This window comes from Rhodoferax sp. (assembly GCF_010365055.1).
Lineage (GTDB): Bacteria > Pseudomonadota > Gammaproteobacteria > Burkholderiales > Burkholderiaceae_C > Rhodoferax.
Map to the genome: position 1 here is coordinate 17,361 of NZ_JAAFHA010000025.1, position 24,488 is coordinate 41,848.

Consider the following 24,488-nt stretch of genomic DNA (forward strand, 5'->3'; position numbering starts at 1 on the left):
CATGAACGACGCTCACGAACAAACCCTTTGGTACCGCCAATTGGCGGCGGTCATTGCCCAGCACGCGGTGCTGAAAAGCTTGGGCACCATGCTGTTCATCGCCGTGTTTTTTGGCGCCTATTTCTTTCTGCTCAAAAACCCCGCCAGTGCCGTCACCGTGATGCCGCTGACCTGGGCGGATCGACTGATAGGCTTTGAACCCCGGGCCATGGCGCTTTATGTCTCCCTGTGGGTTTATGTGTCCCTGCCCCCGGCCTTGCTGGCCACGCCGCAAGCGCTTTTTGCGTATGCGAGGGCCATGGCGGGCACTTGCATGATCGGTCTCGTCATCTTCTACCTCTGGCCGACCGCCGTCCCGGTTGCCGATATCGACTGGGCTTTGTATCCGGGTGTCGATTTCCTCAAAACCCTGGACGCCGGCGGCAATGCATTCCCGTCTCTGCATGTGGCCACCGCCGTTTTTTCGGGCGTGTGGCTGCAAGGCCTGCTGCGCCGCTTTGACGCGCCGCGCTGGACGCGCTGGCTCAACGGGCTGTGGTGCGTGGGCATCGTCTATTCGACGTTGGCCACGCGCCAGCATGTGGCGGTGGATGTGGCGGCCGGCCTGCTGCTGGGCGCGCTGGCAGCGGCCTGGTCGCTGCGCCATCTCTTGCCCCTGAAAAGCAGGCCGATCAAGCCCGCTGCCCTGTGACTTTGCTAGACTCTGGCCCACTTTTTTAGATCGGCTTGGTTTCCCCTGAACTCGCTCTGGCTCTCCCACTTCACCGCCACCAGCTGCCTCGGTCGCGGGCTGGGTCCCACCCTGTCCGCACTGCGCCAGCAGCAAGGCGGGCTGGCGCCATGCACATTCGACACGGTTGAGCTGCCAACCTTTGTGGGCGAGGTTGCGGGGGTGGACGCGCTGCAGTTGCCGCACGAACTGGCGTCTTTTGACTGCCGCAACAACCGGCTCGCGCTGCTGGGGCTGATGCAGGATGGCTTTGCCCAGGCCGTCGCCCGGGCCAGCAAAAAGTACGGCGCGCAGCGCGTTGGCGTCTTCATCGGCACCAGCACCTCCGGCATTTTGCAGACCGAGCTGGCCTATAGGCGGCGCGATCCAGCCAGCGGCGCTTTGCCTGCCGATTTTTCCTACGCCACCACGCACAACACCTTTTCGGTGGCCGATTTCACCCGTCGCTACCTGGGCTTGAGCGGCCCGGCCTTTGTGGTGTCATCGGCGTGCTCGTCGAGCGCCAAGGTATTTGCCTCGGCCCGGCGCATGATCGCCACCGGGCTGATCGATGCGGCGGTGGTGGGCGGCGTCGATTCGCTGTGCCTGACGACCCTGTATGGTTTCAATTCCCTGGGTCTGATGTCGACACGGGCCTGTCGCCCATTCGACCTTGAGCGCGACGGCATTTCCATCGGCGAGGCGGCGGCCTTTGCGCTGCTGGAGCCGGTACCCGAAAAGTTGGACGTTGACGCCGTGCTGCTGCTGGGAGTCGGTGAATCCAGCGATGCCCATCACATGTCCTCTCCCCACCCCGAGGGCTTGGGCGCGCGCATGGCGATGCAGCAGGCTCTGGCGATGGCCGAGCTTGCCGCGGCGGATATTGATTACATCAACCTGCATGGCACCGCCACGCCAAGCAACGATGCGGCCGAAGCCAAGGCGGTGTCTGCGCTGTTCGGATCGACTACGCCCTGCAGTTCCACCAAAGGCGCGACCGGCCACACGCTGGGTGCGGCCGGCGCGCTCGAAGCCACCATTTGCGCACTGGTGCTGCAACAAGGCTTGCTGCCGGGTGGACTCAACACGCAGCAGCCTGATCCGGCGCTGGCGCTCAATTACCTGGTCAACAACCGCGAACAGCCCGTGGCCCGCGTGCTGAGCAACTCTTTTGGTTTTGGCGGCACCAATTGCAGCCTGATTTTTGGCCGTGCCAGTTAAAGCAATATCCATGACACAAGCCTCGGCCGTTGCCGCACCGCCCCTCACCGTCTTTATCGAAGGCATCGGCCTGCTGGGGCCGGGCATGAGCGACTGGATGCAAAGTCGTGGCGTGCTGGCGGGCAGCGCAACGTACCAGCCAGCGCGCTGCGTCGTGCCGTTGCCGATGGCGCTGCCAGCGGCGGAGCGGCGCCGCGCAGGCACGGTGGTCAAGGTAGCGCTGGCGGTTGGCCAGGAGGCGGTGGCGATGTCTGGCCTGGCGGCGAACGCTCTGCCTTCGGTGTTCAGTTCGTCCAGCGGTGACGCGATCAATTGCCATGAGATTTGCAGCGCGCTGGCGTCCAGCGACCGGCTGATTTCGCCCACGCGCTTTCATAATTCGGTGCACAACGCAGCGTCGGGTTACTGGAGCATCTCCAGCGGCGCCATGGCCAGTTCGTCGGTGCTGTGCGCCCATGACGGCAGTTTCGCCGCCGGCCTGCTTGAAGCGATGGCGCAGGTGATGCTTGAACAAACGCCGGTGTTGCTGGTGGCCTATGACACCGACTACCCTGAGCCGCTGCGCAGCGTACGGCCTTTGCCGGACACCTTTGGCGTGGCCCTGGTGCTGGCGCCCCGGCGCAGCCAGCGCAGCCTGGCGCAGTGGCAGCTGGCGCCTGGCGCCTACTTGAGCGACGCGCCGACGCAGCGTGTGGAAAACGAGGCGCTCGAACTGCTGCGCAGCCGCATTCCTGCCGCACGCTGCCTGCCGCTGCTGTGCAGCGTGGCGGCGCAAAGCCAGGGCGAGGTGCTGCTGGACTACCTGCCCGGGCGTCAACTGGCTGTGCAGGTGGCGCCTTGCTTTTGACGCAAGCCCCCGCCACCCTGCAGCACGCCGATATTGCGCGGCGCATTCCGCACCAGGGCAGCATGTGCCTGTTAGAGCGCGTGAGCGCCTGGGACACGCGTCATATCCGCTGCGAAGCCAATAGCCACCGGGACAGCGCCAACCCCTTGCGCGCGCATGGCCGACTCGGCGCGGCTTGCGGCATTGAATATGCGGCGCAGGCGATGGCAGTGCATGGTGCCTTGCTGGCGGAAACCGACTCTGCGGCCACCAGCCAGCGCCCCGCCATGGGTTACCTGGTCAGCGTGCGTGGAGTGACGCTGCACGTCGATCGGCTGGATGACTTGAGCGCTGCGCTCAGCATCCACGCCGAACGTTCTGGCGGCGACAGCGGCACGGTTCTCTACAGTTTCACGCTGCATGCCGGGCCCAGGCTGCTGCTGGGCGGGCGCGCGGCGGTCATCCTCGACGCGCACGGCCTGGCGCTGCCGCAGCGCAGCGCAACAACTCCCCCGAAATCATGAACACAACACCTGAGCGCAAACGCGCGCTCGTCACCGGCGGCAGTGGCGGCATCGGCGCGGCGATCTGCCGGCAATTGGCCGCCGACGGCTTTGATGTCATCGTGCACGCCAACCGCCACCTGGAGACCGCCCAAGCCGTGGTCGATGCCATCCACGCCGCAGGCGGTCAGGCGCAGGCGCTGGCCTTTGACATCACCGATGCAGTGGCAACCGCCACGGCGCTGGAGGCGCTGCTGGTGAACGGGCCGATCCAGGTGCTGGTGAACAACGCCGGCATTCACGACGACGCGATCTTTCCGGGCATGCAGCTCAAGCAGTGGCAGCAAGTCATCGACGTGTCGCTCAATGGTTTCTTTCATGTCACCCAGCCTTTGATGATGCCGATGATCCGTACCCGCTGGGGCCGCATCATCAGCATCACCTCGGTCGCCGCCGTGGCGGGCAACCGCGGCCAGGTCAACTACGCGGCCGCCAAGGGCGCGCTGCATTCGGCCACCAAGTCGCTCGCACTGGAGGTGGCCAGCCGTGGCATCACCGTCAATGCCGTGGCACCGGGCATCATCGCCACGTCCATGAGCCAGGCCAGCTTTGATGCGCCGACCATTGCCAAACTGGTGCCGATGCAGCGCGCCGGGCGGCCCGAGGAAGTGGCAGACCTCGTCAGTTTTCTAGCCTCAGAGCGGGCGGCTTACATCAGCGGACAAGTTATCTCCATCAACGGCGGCATGATTTGATTCCAATCCCAAATCATCCCTGTCGTTGTTGTCTCGCCTTGCCGTGAATGGTTTGGAAGTGGAATAGTTTTTAGGCGCCTCGAAGGCGCCGCGCCAGCAGCAGCGGCAGGCGCAGGATGAAACCCAGCAGCAGACGCGTGTGCATCCAAGTCAGCAACAGGTTGTCGCGCAGGTAGTTGAAGTGTGAAACGCCGCCTTCATCGGCGCGAAAGTAGCGCACCGTGGCAGGCAGATTCACGGGTTTGACGCCCTGCCAGCACATGCGCACGGCGGCCTCGGGGTCAAAGTCAAAGCGGCGCATCCAGCGCTGGCCCTGCATCACGCGCCGCAGCGGCTCAATCGGGTAGACGCGAAAGCCAAACAGCGAATCACCAATGCCCGCCCACAGCGTCTCCAGATTGGCCCACGCGTTCGAGACCTTGCGCCCGTTGACGCGCAGACGCGGCGCGTCGGCCGCGAACACCGGCACCCCCAGCACCATGGCGGCCGGCTGGGCGATGGACGCCGCCATGAAGTCGGGGATCAACGGCGCCGGGTGCTGGCCATCGGAGTCCATGGTCAGCACATGCGTGAAGCCTTGCGCCGCCGCCAGGTCCAGCCCGTGCAGCACAGCCGCGCCCTTGCCGACGTTGCGCGACAGCACGATCACCTGCAAGTTATTGTCCTGCGCGGCCATGGCCTGCAGGCCTTGCGCACTGGCATCGGTACTGCCGTCCACCACCACCCAGACAGGCGACCACTGGGCGCGCGCCGAACGCACGGTCTCGAACACCTTGGTGCCGGGGTTGTAGCTGGGAATCAGCACCAAGTGGGTGCGCGACGCGCGGGGCGGAATATTCATCGGCGACAAGCAACAGGGAAAGTGATGCCCTGCCCTCAGGCTGGGGGCGCTTCGATGGAGAAGTCGGGCAACAGGGCGTGGGCCAGCTCGGACTGAAAATACTGCTCGAGCTGCCGGGCAAAGTCCGCCGTGTGCTGGGGCGGGTCAAAGCGCTTGCCGAGCCGGATGCGGTAGGTGACGGGTAATTTGGGTGTCCACAGCACCGACCAGCCTTTGCCCAGAAAGCCTGAGTCGGTTTCAATGAAGACCGTCTGGACCGCGACGCCGGCCTTTTTGGCGATCAGCCCGGCCGTGCCCTGCATCGCGTTCACCGGAAACCGGGTGGTGCGCGTGCCCTCGGGAAACAGCAGCAGGTGGCTGCCCTGACCTAAATCGTCCACGGCGCCTTGCACCATGGCGCGCAGCGGCGTGTTACGGATGTAGCCCGCCAAGCGGGCACCCGCGCCAAAAAAAACACTGTTGACAAGGTCGGCCTTCAGGATACAGACGGCATTGGGCAGCCGCGACAAGACCATGACCGCGTCGAGCAGCGAGGGATGGTTGGGCGCAATCACAAGGGCCGGCCCCCCCCTGAGCGCATCCAGTTCGGTCAAATCAAAGCGACACGCCCCCAGAAACTCCAGAGAGCGCAAGTAGAAACGAAACACCAGGGCGATCAACTGCCGCCCCGTTCGTTTGCTCAACGCCCGTGGCAAGACCGCGCGCAAGGGCAGCGCCAGCAGCGTCACCGCGAGGCAGATCAGGCCCAGCAGCAAGAAGCCCAGGTGCATCCTGATGGTTTCATGCAGGGCGCGTTGGGGTTGAGGTAAGGCGTGCTCGTTCATGACGACATCGGGGTAAGTTTCATTCAGTAGGGGTGAGCGGTGAATTTAGCCCGGTCATGCGGGCATTAAATCACTTCTTGCCGACCGCCAGATCAATTCAGGGCCGACGCGTCACGATGGGCGCCATGCGCTACTGCGGCTGCTCAGGAGCTGGCGCTCAAGCCACTGCGTCAAGACAGCCGCCAAGCGCTCGGGCCCGATCAGGCCGCCCGCCATCTCTTGCGCGTCAACGGTGCCGTGCCGCAGCAAGGGCTCGTGCTGGGGGTGTCCCATGGCGTCACAGAGCAACGCCCAGTCAACCGGGCCCACCAGGGTGCCGGCCACCAGCAGCACGCCTGTCCTGCACCTTCTCTGCGCCAGACCCACCAGCTTGCGGCCCTCGGCATTCACCAGTTCCCAGGGTGACAGGCCGCCAAAGCAGGCCCAGTTCACACTGCTGACGGCGCTTGCCTCATGCGCACGGGCCAGTTCCTGCGGTGGCAGGGCACGCGCGACCACGCCGAATTCCTTGAGTGCTGCCACATGCAACTGCCCCAAGTGCCGATAGCTGTCGATCAGACCGTTGCAGACCCAAGGGTGCTGCGGCGGCACAACGACCGAGACGCTGACCAGCCAAGGGCCAGTCAGAACAGCACCGCCGCCTGACTCACGCACCGTCACTTCGGCCCGTCCGTGGAGGCGGCGCTCAATGTCATCGCGCAGGGCGCGTTGCGAACAGCCCAGCACAATGGCCGGTGCGGCGTAGGTCCAGACACGAAAACGCGGGCCGGCCCCGGCCAGCGCAAGCTCACTGAGATTCCACGCCTGCTCTTCAAGGGCCGGGTTTACGTCAACTCCTTCAACATGGCAATCGGTTTGCCCTGCGCGAAAGTCTCTCCGGCGGGCACCAGGATTTTCTCGACACGGCCATCGCCGGGCGCCACGATGTCCTGATTCGCCTTGACCAGAACGACATTGGCCAAGGGCTGCCCGGCGCGCACGGTATCACCCTCGGCCACCAGCCATTTGTCCACCAGCGCCTCGGTGGCCGGGTCGATGTCTTTCCAGGCGTCGGGGCTCAGCGTGATCCCGGTCATGCGGCGATGCCTTCCGCCATGCGCGCCTGCATCAGCTTTTGACTGGCCTCCACAATGCCTTTGACCTGCGGTATGACAAACTGCTCCAGCGGGCGGCTGTAGGGGATCGGCACATTGGGCAGCGCGAGCCGCTTGATGGGCGCTTTCAGGACCACCGTGTCCAGGTTTTCCGCCACGATGGCAGAGATTTCGCCGGTCAGGCCAAAGCCCAGGTAGTCCTCGTCGGCAATCAGGAGTCGGCCGGTTTTGGCCACAGATTTAAGAACGGCATTGCGGTCCAGCGGCACCAGCGTGCGCAGATCAATGACTTCGGCGTTGATGCCTTGAGCAGCCAGTTCGTCCGCTGCGAGCAGCGCCTTCTGCACCATCTGGCTGATCGTAATGATCGTGAGGTCTTGCCCTTCACGCACCACCTTGGCTTGCCCGAACGGGATGGTGTAGGCCGCTTCCGGCACCTCGTTGCTGCTGCCCTCGAAATACGCCATCCACGGCAACCCCATGATGCCCTTGTGGTACATGAACATGACCGGGTTGTCATCGCGGATAGCCTGGGTCATCAGGCCTTTGGCGTCATAGGCATTCGACGGCACCACCACCTTGATGCCCGGCATGTGGGCAAAGGTCGCGTACAGGCACTGCGAGTGCTGGGCGGCATCGTTGTAGCCACCGCCAATGGCAGTGGTCAGCACCACCGGCAGCTTGATGTTGCCGCCGGCCATGTAGGTATTTTTGGCCAGGTGGTTGTAGATCTGGTCCATGCAGACGCCGAAGAAATCGACAAACATCAGCTCAACGATCGGCCGCAGGCCGGCGGCGGCGGCACCGGTGGCGGTGCCGATGAACGCCGTTTCGGAGATCGGCGTGTCCATGATGCGGTCCTTGCCGAACTTGTCGAGCAAGCCACCGGTGGCGCCAAAGATGCCGCCGTAGGCGCCAATGTCTTCGCCCATGACGAACACATTGGAGTCGCGTGTCATTTCCTGGGCGATGGCCTCGGAGATTGCCTGGGCCATTGTGAGTTTGCGGGTTGTGCTCATGTTGTGCTCCTGGTAGTTAGGCTTGCCGGTTCAGGCAAAGACATCATTGAGCGCATCCTGCGCTGGCGGATAGGCACTCTTGCGGGCGAAGTCAAAAGCATCGGCGACCCGCTGTTTGGCTCGGGCCACGATGACGCCTTCTTCGGCGTCGGTCATCAGGCTGCGGCCTTTCAGCAGGGCCGCCAGCTTCGGGATCGGATCGTTCTTGCGCAGATTGCTGACCTCGTCCTTGGGTCGATAGACCTCCGGGTCGCCCTGGAAGTGGCCCAGGTAACGGTCGGTCTTCACCTCGATCAGACTCGGTCCCTCGCCAAGACGGGCGCGCTCGATCGCTGGCGCCACTGCCTCGTACACTTCCAGCGCGTCATTGTTCGCGACCTTGATGCCGGGTATGCCGTAAGCCGATGCGCGGTCGGCCACCCACTCGATGCTGGTTGCGTTTTCCTTGGGTACCGAGATCGCCCACTTGTTGTCTTCGCAGACAAAGATCACTGGCAGTTTCCAAAGTGCTGCCAGGTTCAGTGACTCATGGAACGAGCCCTGGTTGGCAGCACCTTCGCCAAAAAACGCAATGGCAAGCCAGTCCTTGCCCATCTTTTTGGCGGCAAGAGCGGCGCCGCAGGCTGGCGGCAAACTGGCGCCGATGATGCCGCTGCAACTGAACTTGTGCTCAGGGTCAAACAGATGCATGTGGCCGCCCTTGCCCTTGCCCAGCCCCGTGACCTTGCCAAACATCTCGGCCGTCATCGGGTCCAGCGGCACGCCTTTGGCAATTGCAAAGTGATGCGGCCGGTGGGTGCCCACCACCGTGTCTTCTTTCTTCAGATGGGCGCAAACGCCGACTGCGACCGGCTCCTGACCGGCAGCGAGATGCATCTCACCGGGCACGGGGCCGGAGCCAATATCGAATGCCAGCCCTTTTTGAATCTGGGGCGGCAACTTGCCCTCCAGGTAGACGTTGGCCATGGTCTCTTCGTAGTTCCGGATTTCGACCATGGTCTCGTACATCCAGAGCAGTGTTTCCGGGCTGGCTTGCATGCTCATCTCCTTGAAGTTGCGGTTGGCCCAATACTGGAAATATGTCGTGCGCCATGCTCAGCATCAGGAGGGAAAACGCTCAGCATAGGCCTGCAAGCATTCCATTTTTTGATTTTTATCAACCGCCCAGCAGGCAGGCCGGCGAACTCATCGCCCGGTGCAGCGCGGCCAGGCAAGCCCTGCGCCCGCTACCATGACGGCATGAAGAAAAACCTGCACCCGGCCCGCGCGGCCTGCCCTTGCGGCAGCGGCGAAACCTATGGCGAATGCTGCGGCCCCTGGCACGCCGGTTTGGCCGAAGGTCTGTACGCGCCCACGCCCGAGGCGCTGATGCGCTCGCGCTACAGCGCCTATGGGCTGGGGCTGATCGACTATTTGCTGGCCACCTGGCACCCGTCCACTTCGCCCGGCGAGCTGGAGTTGCCGCCGCTCAAGTGGCTGGGCCTGGAGCTGCGCCACGCGCTGACCACAGGCGACGCCGGGGTGGTGGAATTTGTCGCGCGCTACCGCGACAGCGGGCGCGGCGGGCGCATGCACGAGACCAGCCGCTTTGTGCGCGAAGACGGGCGCTGGTACTACATCGACGGCGTGATGGCGCAGGACGACACCCAAGCCTGAAGAACGCTCACGGTTGCGAGCGTGACCGCGCCAGGGCCACATACCAGTCCAGGCAGCCCGGGTTGGCCATCGCGTCAATGTTGAGCACCTTGTCCAGCGGCTGCCCCAGCAGCAGCTTCTTGATCGGCAGCTCCTGCTTCTTGCCCGACAGGGTGCGCGGAATCTCCGCCACATGAAATATTTCATCGGGCACAAAGCGAGGCGACAAGGCGGTCTTGATCGCGTTCGCCAGCTTGGCCCGCAGCGCGTCGTCCAGCAGCAGGCCCTGGCGCAGCACCACAAACAGCGGCATGTAACTCTCGCGCCCCAGGTATTCGAGATCGACCACCAGCGAGTCCAGCACTTCGGGCAGCGCTTCCACCGCGCTGTAGAGCTCGCTGGTGCCCATGCGCAGGCCGTGGCGGTTGATGGTCGCATCTGAGCGGCCATAGATCACGCAGCCGCCCTTGCCCCCGATCTTGAGCCAGTCGCCATGACGCCAGACGCCGGGGTAGGTGTCGAAGTAGCTGGCCAGGTAGCGTTGCTTGCCCACATCGCCCCATAAATACAGCGGCATGCTCGGGATCGGCTGGGTGCAGACCAGCTCGCCGACCTCGTCAAGCACCGGCTCGCCCTGCTCGTTCCAGGCTTCGACCGCGCAGCCGAGCAGGCGGCACTGCATTTCACCGGGCACCAGCGGCAACTCACGGTTGCCGCCGATGAAAGCGCCGCAAAAATCGGTGCCGCCCGAGATGTTGCACCACCAGATGTCAGGCGTTCCGATATTTTCAAATTGTTGCGTCCCCCAGGCTTGGGTTTCGGGGCTCAGGGGTGAGCCGGTGCTGCCCAGCGCGCGGATGTTCGTGAGGTCGCCGCAGTCGCCCAGCTCCACACCAGCCTTCTGGCAGTTGGCATAAAAGGCGGCGCCGGCACCAAAAAAGGTGACTTTCATCTCGGCCGCAAAGCGCCACAGGGTGGTCCAGTCAGGCGCCACCTTGTTGCCCGCCGCATCAAGGCTGCGCCCGCCCGGGCTGCCATCAAACAGGCAGCAGGTGGTGCCGCTGAGCAGGCCGCTCATCTGCGCGTTCCACATCACCCAGCCGGTGGTGCTGTACCAGTGGTAGCGCTCGCCGAGCGTGTTGGGGTCGTAGCTGCAGCCAATGTCGTTGTGCAGGTTTTTCAGCGCCAGCGCCACCAGTATCGTGCCGCCGTGGCCGTGCACGATCGGTTTGGGCAGACCCGTGGTGCCGCTCGAATAGACCACCCAGAGCGGATGATCGAAGGGTAGCCACAAGGGCTCAAATGCCACTGTTTTTGAATCATTTTGGCTTGTAGCCCCCGTGAAATATGCCTGAGTAGCTATTGTTTTAATAGATTCTGTGGGCCGCCCCAGGCTGCTCTGCACAATCAGATGTCGCACCGTGGGCAAGGCGGCGCAGAGTTCGACCAGCACCGCGCGGCGGTCCAGCGCGCGACCGCCATAGGTGACACCGTCGCAGGCGATCAGCACCTTGGGTTCGATTTGCTGGAAGCGGTCCAGCACCGCGTGCGTGCCCATGTCTGGCGCGCAAATGCTCCACACGCCGCCGATGCTCACCGTGGCCAGAAAAGCCACCATGGCCTGCGGACTGTTGGGCAGGTAGGCGGCGACGCGGTCGCCCGGCTCCACCCCGTGCGCCTGCAAGTGCAGCGCCAGCGAGGCCACCTGGCGGCGCAGCTCGGGCCAGCTCATTTCCCGCGCGGGTGCGCTGCCCAGCGTCTCTTCATTGTGGCTGAGGATCGCCGGCAAGCCGCCCGCATCGGCCGCGGCCACATGGCGCAACACCTGCTGGGCATAGTTGACCCGCGCGCCGACAAACCAGCGTGTGTCCGGCATCGGCGCGCCATCGCAAACGACACTGTGCGGCGTTGGCGACTGCAACTCAAAGTAGTCCCAGATGCTTTGCCAGTAAGTGTCCAGATCGGTCACCGACCAGCGCCACAAAGCGTCGTACGAATCAAACGACAGGCCGCGGTGCTCGCGCAGCCAGTTTTGGTACAGGCGAATTTGGGGCACGCAGGGCGGCGCTAGGGATGGGGTCATGGGCTGAGGGTAATCCGGTTTTGACAAAAAAAACAAAAGCGACTGACGCCTGTTTGACACCGGCAGGTCTGCGTTCGGGCTTTTCGTGAGCACCGCAAAGGACGCAAACAGGGATTTGTCGCAGCGGCAGTTAGCTATAATATATATAGCTGCTCAGTCAATAGACACGGTGGCTAGAGCCCTATTTTTCATATAAAACAGGGGCTCGTCCGGTCGCTTATTTGGCCTTCGGCCGGCCGTACCTGGCCGTGAAGCTGGCTTGGCCCAGGCTGTTGCCGTGGATCATGTAGCCAGTCAGCGCAGCGGTGGCGTCAGCCGGCACTTCAAGCTTGTCTTTCAGGGCATACACGGTAAAGATGTAGCGGTGCGGTTTGTCGCCCGCTGGCGGGCAAACGCCACCCCAGCCCGCCACGCCGAAGTCGATGCGCGCCTGGCTGGCGCCTGGGGGCAGGTTGGCCCCACCCACCGCCCCGGCGTCGGCCGCGAGTGCGCTCACATCGGCCGGGAGGTTGATCACCATCCAGTGCCACCAGCCCGAGCCGGTGGGTGCGTCCGGGTCGTACATGGTGACGGCAAACGCCTTGGTCGCCTTGGGCGCGCCGCTCCATTTGAGCGCCGGTGATTTGTTGTCGCCGGCGCAGCCGAAGCCGTTGAACTCGAAGCTTTTGGCGATCATGCCGCCCGCCTTGATGTCGGGGCTGCTGAGGGTAAAACCGGCCGCTTGGGCCAGGCTGGCGCCGCCGATCAGGGTGGCGGCCAACACGGTGTGTTTAAGGGTCTGCTTCAGGACATGTTTCATGGCGTGCGCTCCAAAATTTTTATGATAGGAGCGTGCCGCCCGGGCTGCATCAGGGTATTCCCAGCCCAGGCCGCATCACGCCAGATGCTGGCCGAGCACGGCCAGCATCTGGCATCGGCATTGATGATGCGCTTGTCAGCCAAAGACATGCATCGAAAGGAGCGAGCCATTGATGAACAAGCTTCTGCTGGCCCAGCGCGCTGAGCTGATCCTAGTCCTCGGCCCCGAAAGATGCCTGTGCGTGGCGCACAAGTCATAGCGTTCCCATGACCCGCAACCTGAGTGAAGTGCAGCGCACTGCCTTGTCGCCAGCGCGATGCTTCACGCCCATGTGATCCCATTTTCGTCAAAAACGCCGCAATTGCGCGCTTGTCAGGCCAGGCAGCAGCCCACCGTCACCTTGGCCGATGATGGATCATCTAAAATTCCACTAAATGACCCTTAGGAGTTTGTGTGATTTCAAATCGTTTGGTTTTGGCTCTTTTCCTGAGCCTGTGCAGTCTGACGGTGTTCGCGGCCGAGCCCCCAGCGCGGGCGCGGGCGTCGGCCAAGGTCGATTTGCAGGGGCGGCTCAAGGAAGCACTGAACAACCCCAAACTGTATGAACCCCTCCTGAAGACCGGCGGTCAAGTGGCGGCCGTCTGCGACAGATGCCACGGCGTGGGGGGCAACAGCCCGACGCCGGACGTCCCCAATCTCGCCGGACAAAACACCGTTTACGTGCTTGAGCAGGCCCGTCAGTTTGCCGACGGCGAACGCCACCACGAATTTATGAGACGCATGATCAAGGTGATGACAAGCGATGAGAAAATCGGATTCTCATTGTTTTATGGCAATCAGAAAGTCAAACCCGCCCCGGCGACGAACCTTGCCCTGGCCGCCAAAGGCCGGGTGCTGTACACCAAAGATTGTGAATCCTGCCACGAAGACCACGGTCGCGGAGACGAACATCTGGCCCGTGTCGCCGGGCAGCAGCCCGTCTACCTGACGGTGGCCCTGAAACGGTCTCGGGCGGGCAGCGGAGCACGCGTGGATCGGGATATGGCGAAAACCCTCAGCACGTATGCGGACGGCGACATTGATGCGGTCGTCGCCTACATGATGTCCATGCCATAACGTTGCGCGGCTGACAAGTCCCGGACTGGGTCTGTCGGCAATGCGACGAGGAGTTCAACTACCCCGGCTACGCAGCCCCAGCCAGCGCGCGCAAACGCTGATGCGCGGCGTCTGCAAGGTCCGGCGGCACGGACTGCCTGGAATTCAAGTAATGGTTGCTGAAGACCTCCAGATAGGTCTCCAGCACCTCGGCCGCCTGCGGCTCGCCAGCCAAGTCCAGGCACACCGCGGCCACCTCGGAGGTGCACAGGTGGTCATCGCGGGTCGAGCGACGCAGGCGGTAGCGCGAGAGTTGTTCGGGCTGCAGGCTGAGCACCGGCAAGTGGTTCAGGTAGGGGCTTTTGCGAAACATCTTGCGCGCCTCTGACCAGGTGGCGTCCAGCAGGACAAACAGCGGGCGTTTGCCGGGCAGCACCGGCACCTCGGTCACGACGCGCTCAGGGGCGACATACTCGCCGGGAAACACCAGATAAGGCGCCCATTGCGGGTCGGCCAGCAGGGCCAGCAAGGCGGGGTCCACTTGCGTGCGCGACCAGCCAAAAGCGGCGGTGTCCTGCACCACGTCGGCGATCAACCAGCCGGTATTGCTGGGTTTGAGCGGCTCCATGTCGCACATGATCAGGCACATGCCAGCGCGGGTCGTCACCTGGGGGCGCAAGGCACACAGGCAGTGGCTGAAGATCACCCGGCAAGCGGGGCAGCGCGGCGCGTGCGAACCGCGGGGAACAAAGGGCTTGCCAAGGCCGGCCAGGCTCGCTAGTCGCTCCTCGCGCAGGCGGGCGACCGCATGATTCATGGCGCTACCCTTAGATCCTTATTTCATGCCTCATGCCAGGTGTTTGCCGACAATGCCGGCCAGCTCGAACATCGTCACCTGCGGCTTGCCGAACACGGCCAGCAATTTGGCGTCGGCATTGATGTTGCGCTTGTTGACGGCATCCTGCAGGTTGTTGGCCTTGATGTAGTCCCACAGCTTCTTGATGACCTGCGGGCGCGCCACCGGTTCCGCGCCAATCACGGCGGCCAGGGCAGCGCTGGGCTGCAGGCCGGCGGCTGGGCTGGCGACTTTCTTGACCGCTGCCTTGCGCGGCGTTTTGGCGTTGGCCTGGGCCGCGGCTTTGGGACTGGCGACTTTTTTAGCAGCTTTTTTGGCTGCAGCCCCCGTGCTTGCTGCGCGAGCAGCTCCTGTTTTAGAAGCTACCGCCGCTTTGGTCAAGGGCGTGGCGGCGGTCTTGCGTGGCGGGAATTTGCTCGGGGCAAACTCGAAATTCACCTTGCCGGCCTCGGCGTCCCAGGCCAGCATGGCTTTGAAGCCGCGCCGGGTGCGCATCGAGACAAACTTGTCAAGCAAATCGGTCTTGCCAGTGGCGAGCAGCTTGCGCATCTGCTCGCGCTCAATCGGCTGCTGCAGGATGATCTGGCCGGTCTTGAAGTCGCAGCTGGGCGTGGCTTGGGCCATCGTGGGCACGGATTTCTCGCAGACGTAGTTCTTGCCGTTCTCAAACACTGCACCGGCGCACTTGGGACAGGCGCCCAGCGATTCCTGGCCGCTGAAATCGATCAGTTCACCGCTGTCCTCGCCTTTTTTATCGTCGCCAAAGTCGAATTCGAGCTTGTAGTTCTTGGTTTCTTCATCGAACTTGATCACCATCTCGGCCGTGAAGGGCCAGCCCGCCTTGGAGCGAAAACCGTCGAGCGGGCCGATCTTCTTGTCGTGCAGGAACCTCTCCACTTCGGCCACTTCAAAGGTGCGCCCGGCCGGGGTCTTGCCAAAGGAGAAACCGCAGCCTTCTTCCGTGCCGGTCTTGCCGGTGCAGGTGTAGCGGCGGTAGTTTTCCTTGATGATGCCGCCGCAGTTCGGGCAGGGAGCGCTCAAGGTGGCGTAGTCGCCGGGGACGGTGTCGCGGTCGTATTCCTTGGCTTTTTTCACCATGCGCGCGGTCATCGCGGCTATGTCGGCCATGAAGGAGTCGCGGCTGAGCTTGCCCTGCTCCATCTGGGTGAGCTTGTATTCCCATTCGCCGGTGAGCTCGGCCTTGGTCAGTTCTTCGACCTCCAAGCCACGCAACAGCGTCATCAGCTGGAACGCCTTGGCGGTGGGGATCAGCTCGCGACCCTCGCGCAGCATGTATTTTTCGGCGATCAGCCCTTCAATGATGCTGGAACGGGTCGCGGGCGTGCCCAGGCCTTTTTCCTGCATCGCCTCGCGCAGCTCGTCGTCCTCGACGGTTTTGCCAGCGCCTTCCATGGCGCCCAGCAGCGTGGCTTCCGAGTAGCGCGCCGGTGGGCGGGTCTTCAGGGCCTTGGGGTCGACCGATTGGGCGTTGACGAGTTCGCCCGGCTTCACCGGCACCAGGTTACCGGCGCTCTTGTCGTCACCATCCTTGACCTCTTCGGCCGCTTCCTTGCCGTAAATGGCCAGCCAGCCCGGCTTGACCAGCACCTTGCCCTCAGTCTTGAAGCTGTGGCTGACGCCTGCCGCAGCGCCAAGCGTGGGGGTCACAGTACTTATGCGTGTGGTGATCTGGTATTCAGCGCTCGGGAAGAACACCGCCATGAAGCGGCGCACCACCAGGTCGTAAATCTTCTGTTCCGTCTCGGACAGGCCGCTGGGCGCCTGCAGCGTCGGGATGATGGCAAAGTGATCGCTGACCTTGGCGTTGTCAAAAATGCGCTTGCTCGGGCGAATGTAGTTGCCGTTCAGGGCCGTGAGCGCGTGCGGCGCCAGGTGCTTCATGCCGCTGGTGGAGAGCATCTCGAAAGTCTGCTTGACCACCGGCACGTAATCCTCGGGCAGGGCGCGCGAGTCGGTCCGCGGGTAGGTCAGGGCCTTGTGGCGCTCGTACAGGGATTGCGCGATCGACAGCGTGGTCTTGGCGGAAAAGCCGAACTTGCCGTTGGCCTCGCGCTGCAAGCTGGTCAGGTCGAACAGCAGGGGCGAGGCTTGCGTGGTGGGCTTGCTTTCTTCGGTCACGCTCGCCTGCTGGCCGCGCACGGCATCGGCAATGGCCTGGGCTTCACGTGCGCTCCAGAGGCGGTCGGCCTTGAGCTCGGCATCCGGTTCTTCGTTGCCGGCCGCGGCGTTGGCGGCTGCTTTTTTCCATTTCGGGTCAAACCATTTCGCGGGGTAGTCGCCAGCCTGCGCGGCAAAGGTGGCGTGCACCTCCCAGTAGTCGCGGCTGATGAATTTGCGGATTTTTTCCTCGCGCTCCACCACCACGCTCAAAGTGGGCGTCTGCACCCGGCCCACCGTGGTCAGGAAGAAGCCGCCGTCGCGTGAATTGAACGCCGTCATGGCGCGCGTGCCATTGATGCCGACCAGCCAGTCGGCCTCGCTGCGGCAGCGCGCCGCGTCCGCCAGCGGCAGCATCTGTTCGTTCGAGCGCAGCGCGTTGAAACCATCGCGAATGGCTTGCGGCGTCATGGACTGCAGCCACAAACGGCGCACCGATTTACCCAGCGGCTTGGCGCCACCGGCATATTGCTCGATCAGCCGGAAGATCAGCTCGCCCTCGCGGCCCGCATCGCAGGCGTTGATAAGTTGGTCCACGTCCTTGCGCTTGGCCTGTTTGACGATGGCATTGAGCCGCGTCTTGGTCTTGTCCATCGGCTTCAGGTCGAAATACGGCGGAATCACCGGCAGGTGCGCAAAACTCCATTTGCCGCGTTTGACGTCAAATTCCTCAGGGGCCTGGATTTCGACCAGGTGACCGACGGCACTGGTGACGACGTATTTTTCGCTCTCAAAATGCTCGTCGTGCTTGTCGAACTTGCCCGCCACCGGCGTGAGGGCCCGCACGATGTCTTGGGCGACTGACGGCTTTTCGGCAATGATCAATGTTTTCATCTGACTACAATCCAGTTTCTCGCGGGCGCCCAGGCGCTCGCACATGCACGTGGGCACGCACACACGCGCCCATACGAGTTCACGATACCAAATTTTTGGACCCACCCTCAAGTGAGCAAAAAAACCACCCCTGCAGGCTCGCGCCGCATCCAGACCCATAGCTCCGCAATCCACGGCAAAGGGGTGTTTGCCGTGCAGGACATTGCCGAGGGCGAAACCTTGATCGAGTACATCGGCGAAATCATCAGCTGGCCCGAGGCGCAGGCGCGCCATCCCCATGACCCGAGCAACCCCAACCACACGTTTTATTTTCATGTCGATGAAGACCATGTGATTGACGCGCTGTACGGTGGCAACTCGTCGCGCTGGATCAACCATGCGTGCGACCCGAACTGCGAGGCTGAGGAGCAAAACGGCCGCATCTTCATCAAGGCGCTGCGCAATATCGCGGCCGGTGAAGAACTCAACTACGACTACGGCCTGATCATCGACGAGCGTTACACGCCCAAGCTCAAGGCCCAATACCCGTGCTGGTGCGGCTCGGCCAAATGCCGCGGCACGCTGCTGGCACCCAAGCGCGGTCGCCGCTGACCCCGCCATGGTCGCCTCTGTCATGGAGCTGATCCGGCAGGCGGTGCTGCCGGACTTGCCAGGCTTTCGCGTCGAATGGTTGGCGCAGATTGATTCCACCAACAGCGAGTTGATGCGCCGCGCCCGCGCCGGACGGCTGGAGCCGGTGCTGCTGGTGGCCGGGCAGCAAACCGCCGGGCGCGGTCGCCTGGGGCGGCAGTGGTTCAGTGACGCAGGCGCGGACACCAACCAGGCCAGTGACGGCTCCCTGACTTTTTCGCTTGGCCTGCCATTGGCGCCGCTGGATTGGTCTGGCCTGTCCCTGGCCGTGGGCGTCAGCGTGGTGCAGAACCTGCATCCCGATCTGCGCCTGAAATGGCCGAATGACGTGTGGCTGCGGGACCGCAAGCTGGCGGGCATTCTGATTGAAACCGCCAATCTGACTGACACCCCTGAGGCTCGCTATGCCGTGGTGGGCATCGGCATCAATATGAAACCGCGCGCTGCCACTGGCTTGAGCACACCGCCGGCGTGGCTGGGCGAGGTGTTGCCCGGCGTCAAAGCGCCCGAGGCCTTGCTGCGCATTGCCGCGCCCTTGGTGCGCGCGCTCAAGGTGTTCGAGGCCAACGGATTTTCAACTTTCCAGGCCGGATTCAATGACCGCGACGCGTTGGGTGGCCTGGCCGTGACCCTCAGCGACGGCACGACGGGTGTCGCGCAAGGTGTCGATCGCATGGGTGCTCTGCTGGTGCAAACTGTGCAGGGCCTGAAAAAAATCACCAGTTCCGAAGTGAGTCTGCGGCCCCTGAACCCGCCGCCTTACGAAAACCTCTAGCCCTCCCCAGCGAAGACCGCTTACCGGCACTCTACCGACCATGTTGCGTTTTTTTGTTTTGGCCCTGCTCTTGCTCAATGGCGTTTACTTCGCCTGGTCACAAGGCTTTTTGCGGTCTTATGGGTTGGCGCCCGCTCAGCAGTCTGAACCGCAGCGCCTGGCCCAGCAGATCAAACCCGAGGCACTGCAAGTGCTCACGTTGCAGGAGCTGAACGTGAAGGAGGCGCCGCCCGCACCACCCAAGCCAACGACCTGTTGGCAGGCGGGCGTGTTTGATGAGGCGCAAGGTAGGTTGCTGCGCGAGGCACTGGTGGCGGCAGACTTGCCCGCAGGGGCCTGGTCGCTGGACCCGGTGGTGGCGCCGGGGCGCTGGATCGTCTACATGGGCAAGTTCGCCAATGCACAGGCACTGGCCAAGAAAAGTGCCGAACTGGCCGCGTTACAGCTGAAAATTGAGCCCCCGAAAGATCCGGCGCTGCGCCCGGGTCTGTCACTGGGCGGGTTCGAGACCGAGGCGGCCGCTAATGCCGCACTGGCTACCCTGGTCGAGCGCGGGGTGCGCACGGCGCGGGTGCTGCCAGAGCGCGCCGAGGTGCGCGGCGTGCTGCTGCGGCTGCCGGCGGCGGATGATGCGCTGCGCGGCAAGATGGAGGACTTGAAGCCGGTGTTGGCGGACAAGGCCCTGATTCCGTGCCCCTGAACCTGAGCTTGAACGTCAGGCCGACGTCGCCTCCGAGCGGCTGACCCAAAAGCGCACGCTGAAACGGGCGCCGGGGCGCGCCTGCCCGGGGTGGGTGTCTTCCAGGCTGACAGTGGCGTTGTGTTGGTTGGCGATTTCCATCACGATGGGCAGGCCCAAGCCGGTGCCGTCGGCCTCGGTCCCCAGGGCGCGGTAAAAGGGCTGAAAGATCAGCTCGCGCTCGGCCTGCGGCACACCGGGCCCGGAGTCCTCCACCTGCAACATCAGCGTCTTGCCGAACGGGTCGGTCAGCACGCGCGCCGTGATGACGCCCGGGTGGCTAGGGCTGGACGGCGTGTAATTGAGGGCGTTGTCCACCAGGTTGCGAATGAGCTCCTTGATCAGCGTCGGGTTGGCCGCCAACTGGCCCGCTGGTGCACCCGGTTGCGTGCCTTCATAGCCCAGATCAATCTGCTTTTCAATGGCCCGCGGCACGCAGTCGCGCACCACCGCCATGGTCAGCTCGGCCAGATCGCAGACCTGGCGCGGCATCGCCTGGCCGCTGCTCTCAGCCCGTGCCAGCGCCAGCAGCTGGTTGACGCTGTGGGTCGCCCGGATGCTGGCGCGGCCGATCTGGCGCAGCGACTGCTTCAATTCCTGGGCGCTGGCCCCCTCGCGCTGTGCCAGCTCTGCCTGCATGCGCAGCCCCGCCAGCGGTGTCTTGAGTTGATGGGCCGCATCAGCCAGAAAACGCTTTTGCGTCGCAATCGAATCCTTCAGGCGTAAGAGCAGGTCGTTGACCGAATGCACCAGCGGTGCCACCTCCAGCGGCACGGCCTGCGCCTCAATCGGGCTCAAGTCATCGGGTTTGCGCGCCCGAATGCGCTCCTCCAACTGATGCAGCGGCTTGATGGCCTGTACCAGCGCCAGCCACACCAGCAGCACCGCCATCGGCAGGATGGCGAACTGCGGCAGCATCACGCCCTTGACAATTTCGGTCGCCAGCAAGGATCGCTTTTCCAGGGTTTCAGCCACCTGCACCAGCGCCGGTTTGGCGCCGGCCAGCGGCAACTTGACCCAGGTGTAGGCGACCTTGACTTCATCGCCACGCACCACATCGCTGCGAATGAGAACCTCACCCGGCTCAATGACCTCGTCTTTGGGCGGCAGCGGCATCTCACGCTCGCCGCTCAGGTACTCGCTGCGCGTGCCCAGCACCTGGTAGTAAACCGTGTCAGAGTCATCGGCACGCAGCAGTTCGCGCGCTGGCAGTGGCAGGTTAAATTGCGCCCGCGTGTCGCTGACGGTGATCAGCTGCGCCAGCGCGCGCACGTTGTACTCCAGTGCCCGGTCAAACGGCTTGTCCGCGATGTTTTGAGCGACCAGCCAGGTCAACACCAGACTGACTGGCCACAGCAACAGCAGGGGCGTGAGCATCCAGTCCAGGATTTCACCGAACAGGGAGCGCTGTTCGCGCTGGGACGTCGTCATGGTGCTGCGCGCCGGGGCGACCTCATGGGATCACTTGGGAATTTTTTCCAGGCAGTAGCCCAGGCCACGTACCGTGGCAATGCGGATCGGCCCTTTTTCAATTTTTTTGCGCAGACGATGGATGTAGACCTCGATGGCGTTGTTGCTCACCTCTTCACCCCATTCACAGAGCCTCTCCACCAGCTGGTCTTTGCTCACCAGGCGGCCCACGCGCAGCAGCATCACTTCAAGCAGCCCAAGCTCGCGCGCCGACAGCTCCACCATGACGCCGTCGATGGTGGCGACCCGGCCCGACTGGTCGTATACCAAGGGGCCGTGCTTGATGGTGCTGCTGGCCGAGCCCATGCCGCGGCGGCTGAGCGCGCGCACCCGGGCTTCCAGTTCATGCAGGCTAAAGGGTTTGGCCATGTAATCATCGGCCCCCAGGTCCAGCCCTTTGACGCGCTCTTCCACGCCGTCGGCGGCGGTCAGGATCAGCACCGGCAGCGCGGAGCCGCGGGCGCGGAGTTTCTTCAGGACTTCGAGCCCGTGCAATTTGGGCAGGCCCAGGTCCAGAATCAACAAATCGAATTCAGTGTTGGTCATCAGCGCGGCGTCGGCTTCCGTTCCGCTGGCGACGTGGTCGACGGCGGCGCCCGAACTGCGCAGCGTGCGCAGCAGGCCGTCAGCCAGTACCTGGTCATCTTCGGCAATCAGAATTCGCATCATTGACTCCTCGTTGGGGTGGTGCCTGAGACCTTGTCAGGCGCTTGTCAGCTGATTCTAGGCGTCCCTGCCGGGGCACGGTTGCTCATCCAACGAGGCTGTCATTCACGCGGCATATGCCTCCAGGCCAAGCGCCATCACAGTGGCCACTTCCGCGCCGACCGCCGTGCGCAACTCGGCCTGCGCCTGCACGATGGCTTGGCGGTACGCCTGCAGCCAGTTCAAGCCCACGGGCGTAAACACAATGCGCCGCGCCCGGGCATCGTGTGCGTCCGGCTCGCGCAAGACCAGACCCCAGGCTTCGCATTGGTCCACCAGCTTGCCCATCGCCTGCTTCGTCATGCCCGCGCGCTGTGCCAGCTCGGTCAGGCGGGCGCCGCCCTGCGCCAGGTGCCGCGTAATGTGGATGTGGGAGGCACTCAAACGACCGCGCGCCGCCAGGTTCGACAGTGCCAGCGGCACGTCGTCATTGCGCGCCATCAGCGCCAGCACGCGGGCATCAAATTTTTGCAACGCCTGGCTCAGCCAGTGGCCCACGTGCGCCTCGTGCCAGCCGTCCAGCAGGACCGCTTGCGCTGCGGGCGTCGTCTCCTGCGGCTGTGGGGCGAGGGCGCCAGGCCGGGCCAAGTCGGGTCGTTCAAACATGGCTTTAATAGTAAGCCAAATTGACTAAAAAATGTGTTTACAGATTCGAACAACACCAGATAAACTACTGTTCAAGCATCCAGCCTGTCATTAAAGCCAGAGGATGCGGCAGATTTGCCCAGATTCAACCGGTTCCTATTTTCAAGGAGATTTTCATGGATGCACCCGTCGTCGCTCTCAAGGCCCCCACGCCCGCCCCTACCCCCGTCAACAGCGAAAAAGCCAAAGCCCTGCAGGTGGCGCTGGCCCAGATCGAGAAGCAGTTTGGCAAGGGCACCATCATGCGTTTGGGCGAGGGCGAGGTGATCGAAGACATCCAGGTGGTGTCCACCGGCTCTCTGGGGCTGGACATTGCCTTGGGCGTTGGCGGTTTGCCGCGCGGCCGGGTGGTCGAGATCTACGGCCCGGAATCCTCTGGCAAGACCACGCTCACGCTGCAGGTGATTGCCGAAATGCAAAAGACCGGCGGCCAGTGCGCGTTCATCGACGCCGAGCATGCGCTCGACATCCAGTACGCGCAAAACCTGGGCGTCAATTTGCAGGACCTACTGATCAGCCAGCCTGACACCGGCGAGCAGGCACTGGAAATTGTGGACAGCCTGGTGCGCTCGGGCGCGGTCGACCTGATCGTGGTCGATTCGGTCGCGGCGCTCACGCCCAAGGCCGAACTGGAAGGCGAAATGGGTGACTCTTTGCCCGGCCTGCAAGCCCGCTTGATGAGCCAGGCGCTGCGCAAACTCACCGCCCACATCAAGAAAACCAACTGCATGGTGATCTTCATCAACCAGATCCGCATGAAGATCGGCGTCATGTTTGGCAGCCCCGAGACCACCACCGGCGGCAACGCGCTCAAGTTCTACGCCTCGGTGCGCCTGGACATCCGGCGCACCGGCACCATTAAAAAAGGCGACGTGGCCATTGGCAACGAAACCAAGGTCAAGGTGGTCAAGAACAAAGTGGCGCCGCCGTTCAAGACCGCAGAGTTCGACATCCTGTTCGGAGAGGGCATCAGCCGCCAGGGCGAGGTCATCGACATGGGCGTGAACGCCAACATTCTCGACAAGTCGGGCGCCTGGTACGCCTACAACGGCGAAAAGATCGGTCAGGGTCGCGACAATGCGCGCGACTTCCTGCGCGAGAACCCGGCGCTGTCGCAGGAGATCGAAAACAAGGTGCGCGCCTCGCTCGGCATTCCCTTGCTGCCAGGCGCACCGGAGCCCGACAGCAAAGCCAAGGCTTCCGGCAAAAAAGCGGCCTAGCCAACGTGGGCTATGCGCAGACAGCTATCTTAAACATAGTCAATGCGCCTGGCCCGCTGCGCGCGCCAGCGTCGCCGACCCGAGCCCGTCATGTCATTTGACACACCGTCCCTCAAAGGCCGCGCCTTGCGCCTGCTCAGTGGCCGCGAGCATTCGCGCGCCGAGCTGACGCAAAAGCTGCAGCGCTTTGAAGAAGAGCCCGGCAGCTTGGCCCAGGCCCTGGACGAACTGCAGGCCAAGGGTTTTATCAACGAGCAGCGGGTGATCGAGTCGGTGCTGTACCGGCGCGCGGCCAAGCTGGGTACGGCGCGCATCAAACACGAGCTGCAGGGCAAAGGCCTGGCGCCGGAGGCGGTTAGCGCGGCGCTGGCCGATCTGCAGGCCTCGGAACACGAGCGGGCACGGGCGCTCTGGCAGAAGAAGTTCGGCGTGCTGCCGGCCGATGCGCCGGCAGCGGCCAAGCAAATGCGATTTCTGGCGGCACGCGGTTTTAGCGCTGACGCGATCCGTCGGGCGGGCGGCGGGCGGTCGGACGATTGACTCGGATTTTGACCGAATTTATAGGTCAAATCTGGCTCTATCCCGCGTGCCATATGCGTTATAAGCTATTGAATTTGTATCTCATTTGGCCAGCTACAGGCCCAGCATCAACTTCAGGTTCTGCACCGCAGCGCCGCTGGCGCCCTTGCCCAGGTTGTCCAGGCGCGCCACCAGCACGGCGTGGCGGAAATCATCGCGCGCGCCTTGGTTGGCGAACACGCGCAACTCCATCCGGTTGGTGTCCACGAGTGCGAGCGGGTCGAGCTTGTTGTCTGGCGTGGCCGGCAGTACGTTGATCAAATCGCTGTCCGCGTAATGCTGCGCCAGTGCATCGTGCAGGTCCTGCGCGGTCACGCGTCCCGGCAGCAAATCCAGATGCAGCGGCACCTGCACCAGCATGCCCTGCCTGAAGTTGCCGACTGAGGGGATGAACAAGGGACGGCGCAGCAGCCCGGTGTATTTCATGATCTCGGGAATGTGCTTGTGCTTCAA

Annotated in this window: 24 protein-coding genes and 2 pseudogenes; 12 read left to right on the forward strand and 14 right to left on the reverse strand. The window is 63.4% G+C overall.

What is annotated here, in order from left to right; all coding sequences use genetic code 11:
- The first annotated feature begins 1 nt into the window (after position 1).
- From GZ093_RS08010 to fabG, 5 genes are all read left to right on the forward strand, one after another.
- Complete coding sequence (locus tag GZ093_RS08010; protein ID WP_296484547.1) at positions 2 to 691, forward strand: phosphatase PAP2 family protein; 690 nt, start codon at positions 2 to 4, stop codon at positions 689 to 691.
- Between the two features lie 45 nt (positions 692 to 736).
- Positions 737 to 1,930: a beta-ketoacyl-[acyl-carrier-protein] synthase family protein gene (locus GZ093_RS08015; protein WP_296484617.1), complete on the forward strand. Its 1,194-nt coding sequence runs from the start codon at positions 737 to 739 to the stop codon at positions 1,928 to 1,930.
- A 10-nt stretch (positions 1,931 to 1,940) separates the two neighbouring features.
- Positions 1,941 to 2,777 carry a beta-ketoacyl synthase chain length factor gene (locus GZ093_RS08020; RefSeq protein WP_296484548.1) on the forward strand — a complete coding sequence of 279 codons (837 nt, stop codon included), beginning with the start codon at positions 1,941 to 1,943 and terminating at the stop codon, positions 2,775 to 2,777.
- Positions 2,778 to 2,839: 62 nt separating this feature from the next.
- Positions 2,840 to 3,280 carry a 3-hydroxylacyl-ACP dehydratase gene (locus tag GZ093_RS08025; protein ID WP_363260432.1) on the forward strand — a complete coding sequence of 147 codons (441 nt, stop codon included), beginning with the start codon at positions 2,840 to 2,842 and terminating at the stop codon, positions 3,278 to 3,280.
- Positions 3,277 to 4,014: a 3-oxoacyl-ACP reductase FabG gene (gene fabG, locus GZ093_RS08030; RefSeq protein WP_296484554.1), complete on the forward strand. Its 738-nt coding sequence runs from the start codon at positions 3,277 to 3,279 to the stop codon at positions 4,012 to 4,014. Before GZ093_RS08025 ends, fabG begins: the two co-directional genes overlap by 4 nt.
- A gap of 70 nt (positions 4,015 to 4,084) precedes the next feature.
- Here the strand turns inward: fabG and GZ093_RS08035 are convergent, their stop codons facing one another.
- The 6 genes from GZ093_RS08035 to GZ093_RS08060 all read right to left on the reverse strand — a co-directional run bounded on the left by GZ093_RS08035 (position 4,085) and on the right by GZ093_RS08060 (position 8,830).
- Positions 4,085 to 4,855 carry a glycosyltransferase family 2 protein gene (locus GZ093_RS08035; protein WP_296484558.1) on the reverse strand — a complete coding sequence of 257 codons (771 nt, stop codon included), beginning with the start codon at positions 4,853 to 4,855 and terminating at the stop codon, positions 4,085 to 4,087.
- A 35-nt stretch (positions 4,856 to 4,890) separates the two neighbouring features.
- Positions 4,891 to 5,679 carry a lysophospholipid acyltransferase family protein gene (locus GZ093_RS08040; protein ID WP_296484561.1) on the reverse strand — a complete coding sequence of 263 codons (789 nt, stop codon included), beginning with the start codon at positions 5,677 to 5,679 and terminating at the stop codon, positions 4,891 to 4,893.
- A 111-nt stretch (positions 5,680 to 5,790) separates the two neighbouring features.
- Positions 5,791 to 6,405: a ligase gene (locus tag GZ093_RS08045; protein WP_296484564.1), complete on the reverse strand. Its 615-nt coding sequence runs from the start codon at positions 6,403 to 6,405 to the stop codon at positions 5,791 to 5,793.
- Between the two features lie 98 nt (positions 6,406 to 6,503).
- A complete protein-coding gene (locus GZ093_RS08050; RefSeq protein ID WP_296484568.1) occupies positions 6,504 to 6,755 on the reverse strand; it encodes a lipoyl domain-containing protein in 252 nt (83 codons plus the stop codon).
- Complete coding sequence (locus GZ093_RS08055) at positions 6,752 to 7,792, reverse strand: alpha-ketoacid dehydrogenase subunit beta (protein ID WP_296484572.1); 1,041 nt, start codon at positions 7,790 to 7,792, stop codon at positions 6,752 to 6,754. The genes GZ093_RS08050 and GZ093_RS08055 overlap by 4 nt, the downstream gene beginning before the upstream one ends.
- A 30-nt stretch (positions 7,793 to 7,822) precedes the next feature.
- Positions 7,823 to 8,830 carry a thiamine pyrophosphate-dependent dehydrogenase E1 component subunit alpha gene (locus tag GZ093_RS08060; protein WP_296484575.1) on the reverse strand — a complete coding sequence of 336 codons (1,008 nt, stop codon included), beginning with the start codon at positions 8,828 to 8,830 and terminating at the stop codon, positions 7,823 to 7,825.
- Between the two features lie 201 nt (positions 8,831 to 9,031).
- Here GZ093_RS08060 and GZ093_RS08065 point away from each other — a divergent pair, with 201 nt between their 5' ends.
- A complete protein-coding gene (locus GZ093_RS08065) occupies positions 9,032 to 9,448 on the forward strand; it encodes a YchJ family protein (RefSeq protein WP_296484578.1) in 417 nt (138 codons plus the stop codon).
- 7 nt (positions 9,449 to 9,455) lie between these two features.
- Here GZ093_RS08065 and GZ093_RS08070 read toward each other — a convergent pair whose 3' ends face one another.
- Complete coding sequence (locus GZ093_RS08070; RefSeq protein WP_296484579.1) at positions 9,456 to 11,510, reverse strand: acetoacetate--CoA ligase; 2,055 nt, start codon at positions 11,508 to 11,510, stop codon at positions 9,456 to 9,458.
- A 217-nt stretch (positions 11,511 to 11,727) separates the two neighbouring features.
- The gene (locus GZ093_RS08075) at positions 11,728 to 12,186 is read right to left on the reverse strand and encodes a YbhB/YbcL family Raf kinase inhibitor-like protein (protein ID WP_296484620.1); all 459 of its coding nucleotides are present in this window, start codon (positions 12,184 to 12,186) and stop codon (positions 11,728 to 11,730) included.
- Positions 12,187 to 12,762: 576 nt separating this feature from the next.
- Here GZ093_RS08075 and GZ093_RS08080 point away from each other — a divergent pair.
- Positions 12,763 to 13,425, forward strand: a complete 663-nt coding sequence (locus GZ093_RS08080) for a c-type cytochrome (protein WP_296484580.1) — start codon at positions 12,763 to 12,765, stop codon at positions 13,423 to 13,425.
- Positions 13,426 to 13,492: 67 nt separating this feature from the next.
- Here GZ093_RS08080 and GZ093_RS08085 read toward each other — a convergent pair whose 3' ends face one another.
- The gene (locus tag GZ093_RS08085; RefSeq protein ID WP_296484585.1) at positions 13,493 to 14,221 is read right to left on the reverse strand and encodes a tRNA-uridine aminocarboxypropyltransferase; all 729 of its coding nucleotides are present in this window, start codon (positions 14,219 to 14,221) and stop codon (positions 13,493 to 13,495) included.
- A 30-nt stretch (positions 14,222 to 14,251) separates the two neighbouring features.
- Entirely contained in the window at positions 14,252 to 17,272 is a 3,021-nt protein-coding gene (locus GZ093_RS08090; protein WP_296484588.1) for a DNA topoisomerase III, read from the reverse strand.
- 84 nt (positions 17,273 to 17,356) lie between these two features.
- Here GZ093_RS08090 and GZ093_RS08095 point away from each other — a divergent pair.
- The 3 genes and pseudogenes from GZ093_RS08095 to GZ093_RS08105 all read left to right on the forward strand — a co-directional run.
- Positions 17,357 to 17,854: pseudogene (locus tag GZ093_RS08095) on the forward strand (SET domain-containing protein-lysine N-methyltransferase); the annotation flags it as partial.
- A 16-nt stretch (positions 17,855 to 17,870) separates the two neighbouring features.
- Entirely contained in the window at positions 17,871 to 18,677 is an 807-nt protein-coding gene (locus GZ093_RS08100; protein ID WP_296484594.1) for a biotin--[acetyl-CoA-carboxylase] ligase, read from the forward strand.
- Between the two features lie 40 nt (positions 18,678 to 18,717).
- Complete coding sequence (locus tag GZ093_RS08105) at positions 18,718 to 19,377, forward strand: SPOR domain-containing protein (RefSeq protein WP_296484599.1); 660 nt, start codon at positions 18,718 to 18,720, stop codon at positions 19,375 to 19,377.
- A gap of 15 nt (positions 19,378 to 19,392) precedes the next feature.
- Here the strand turns inward: GZ093_RS08105 and GZ093_RS08110 are convergent, their stop codons facing one another.
- From GZ093_RS08110 to GZ093_RS08120, 3 genes are all read right to left on the reverse strand, one after another.
- Entirely contained in the window at positions 19,393 to 20,847 is a 1,455-nt protein-coding gene (locus GZ093_RS08110; RefSeq protein ID WP_296484602.1) for a sensor histidine kinase, read from the reverse strand.
- Between the two features lie 30 nt (positions 20,848 to 20,877).
- Positions 20,878 to 21,552 (reverse strand): response regulator transcription factor, encoded by a 675-nt coding sequence (locus tag GZ093_RS08115; protein WP_296484605.1) that lies wholly within the window; start codon positions 21,550 to 21,552, stop codon positions 20,878 to 20,880.
- Between the two features lie 105 nt (positions 21,553 to 21,657).
- On the reverse strand, positions 21,658 to 22,197 hold the full coding sequence (locus tag GZ093_RS08120; RefSeq protein ID WP_296484609.1) for a helix-turn-helix domain-containing protein: 540 nt from the start codon (positions 22,195 to 22,197) through the stop codon (positions 21,658 to 21,660).
- Between the two features lie 155 nt (positions 22,198 to 22,352).
- On the opposite strand from GZ093_RS08120, the gene recA reads away from it, so the two are divergent.
- A complete protein-coding gene (gene recA, locus GZ093_RS08125) occupies positions 22,353 to 23,456 on the forward strand; it encodes a recombinase RecA (RefSeq protein WP_296484612.1) in 1,104 nt (367 codons plus the stop codon).
- A 90-nt stretch (positions 23,457 to 23,546) separates the two neighbouring features.
- The gene (recX, locus tag GZ093_RS08130; RefSeq protein ID WP_296484615.1) at positions 23,547 to 23,996 is read left to right on the forward strand and encodes a recombination regulator RecX; all 450 of its coding nucleotides are present in this window, start codon (positions 23,547 to 23,549) and stop codon (positions 23,994 to 23,996) included.
- 93 nt (positions 23,997 to 24,089) lie between these two features.
- Here the strand turns inward: recX and GZ093_RS08135 are convergent.
- Positions 24,090 to 24,488, reverse strand: a pseudogene (locus GZ093_RS08135) (N-acetyl-gamma-glutamyl-phosphate reductase); the annotation flags it as partial.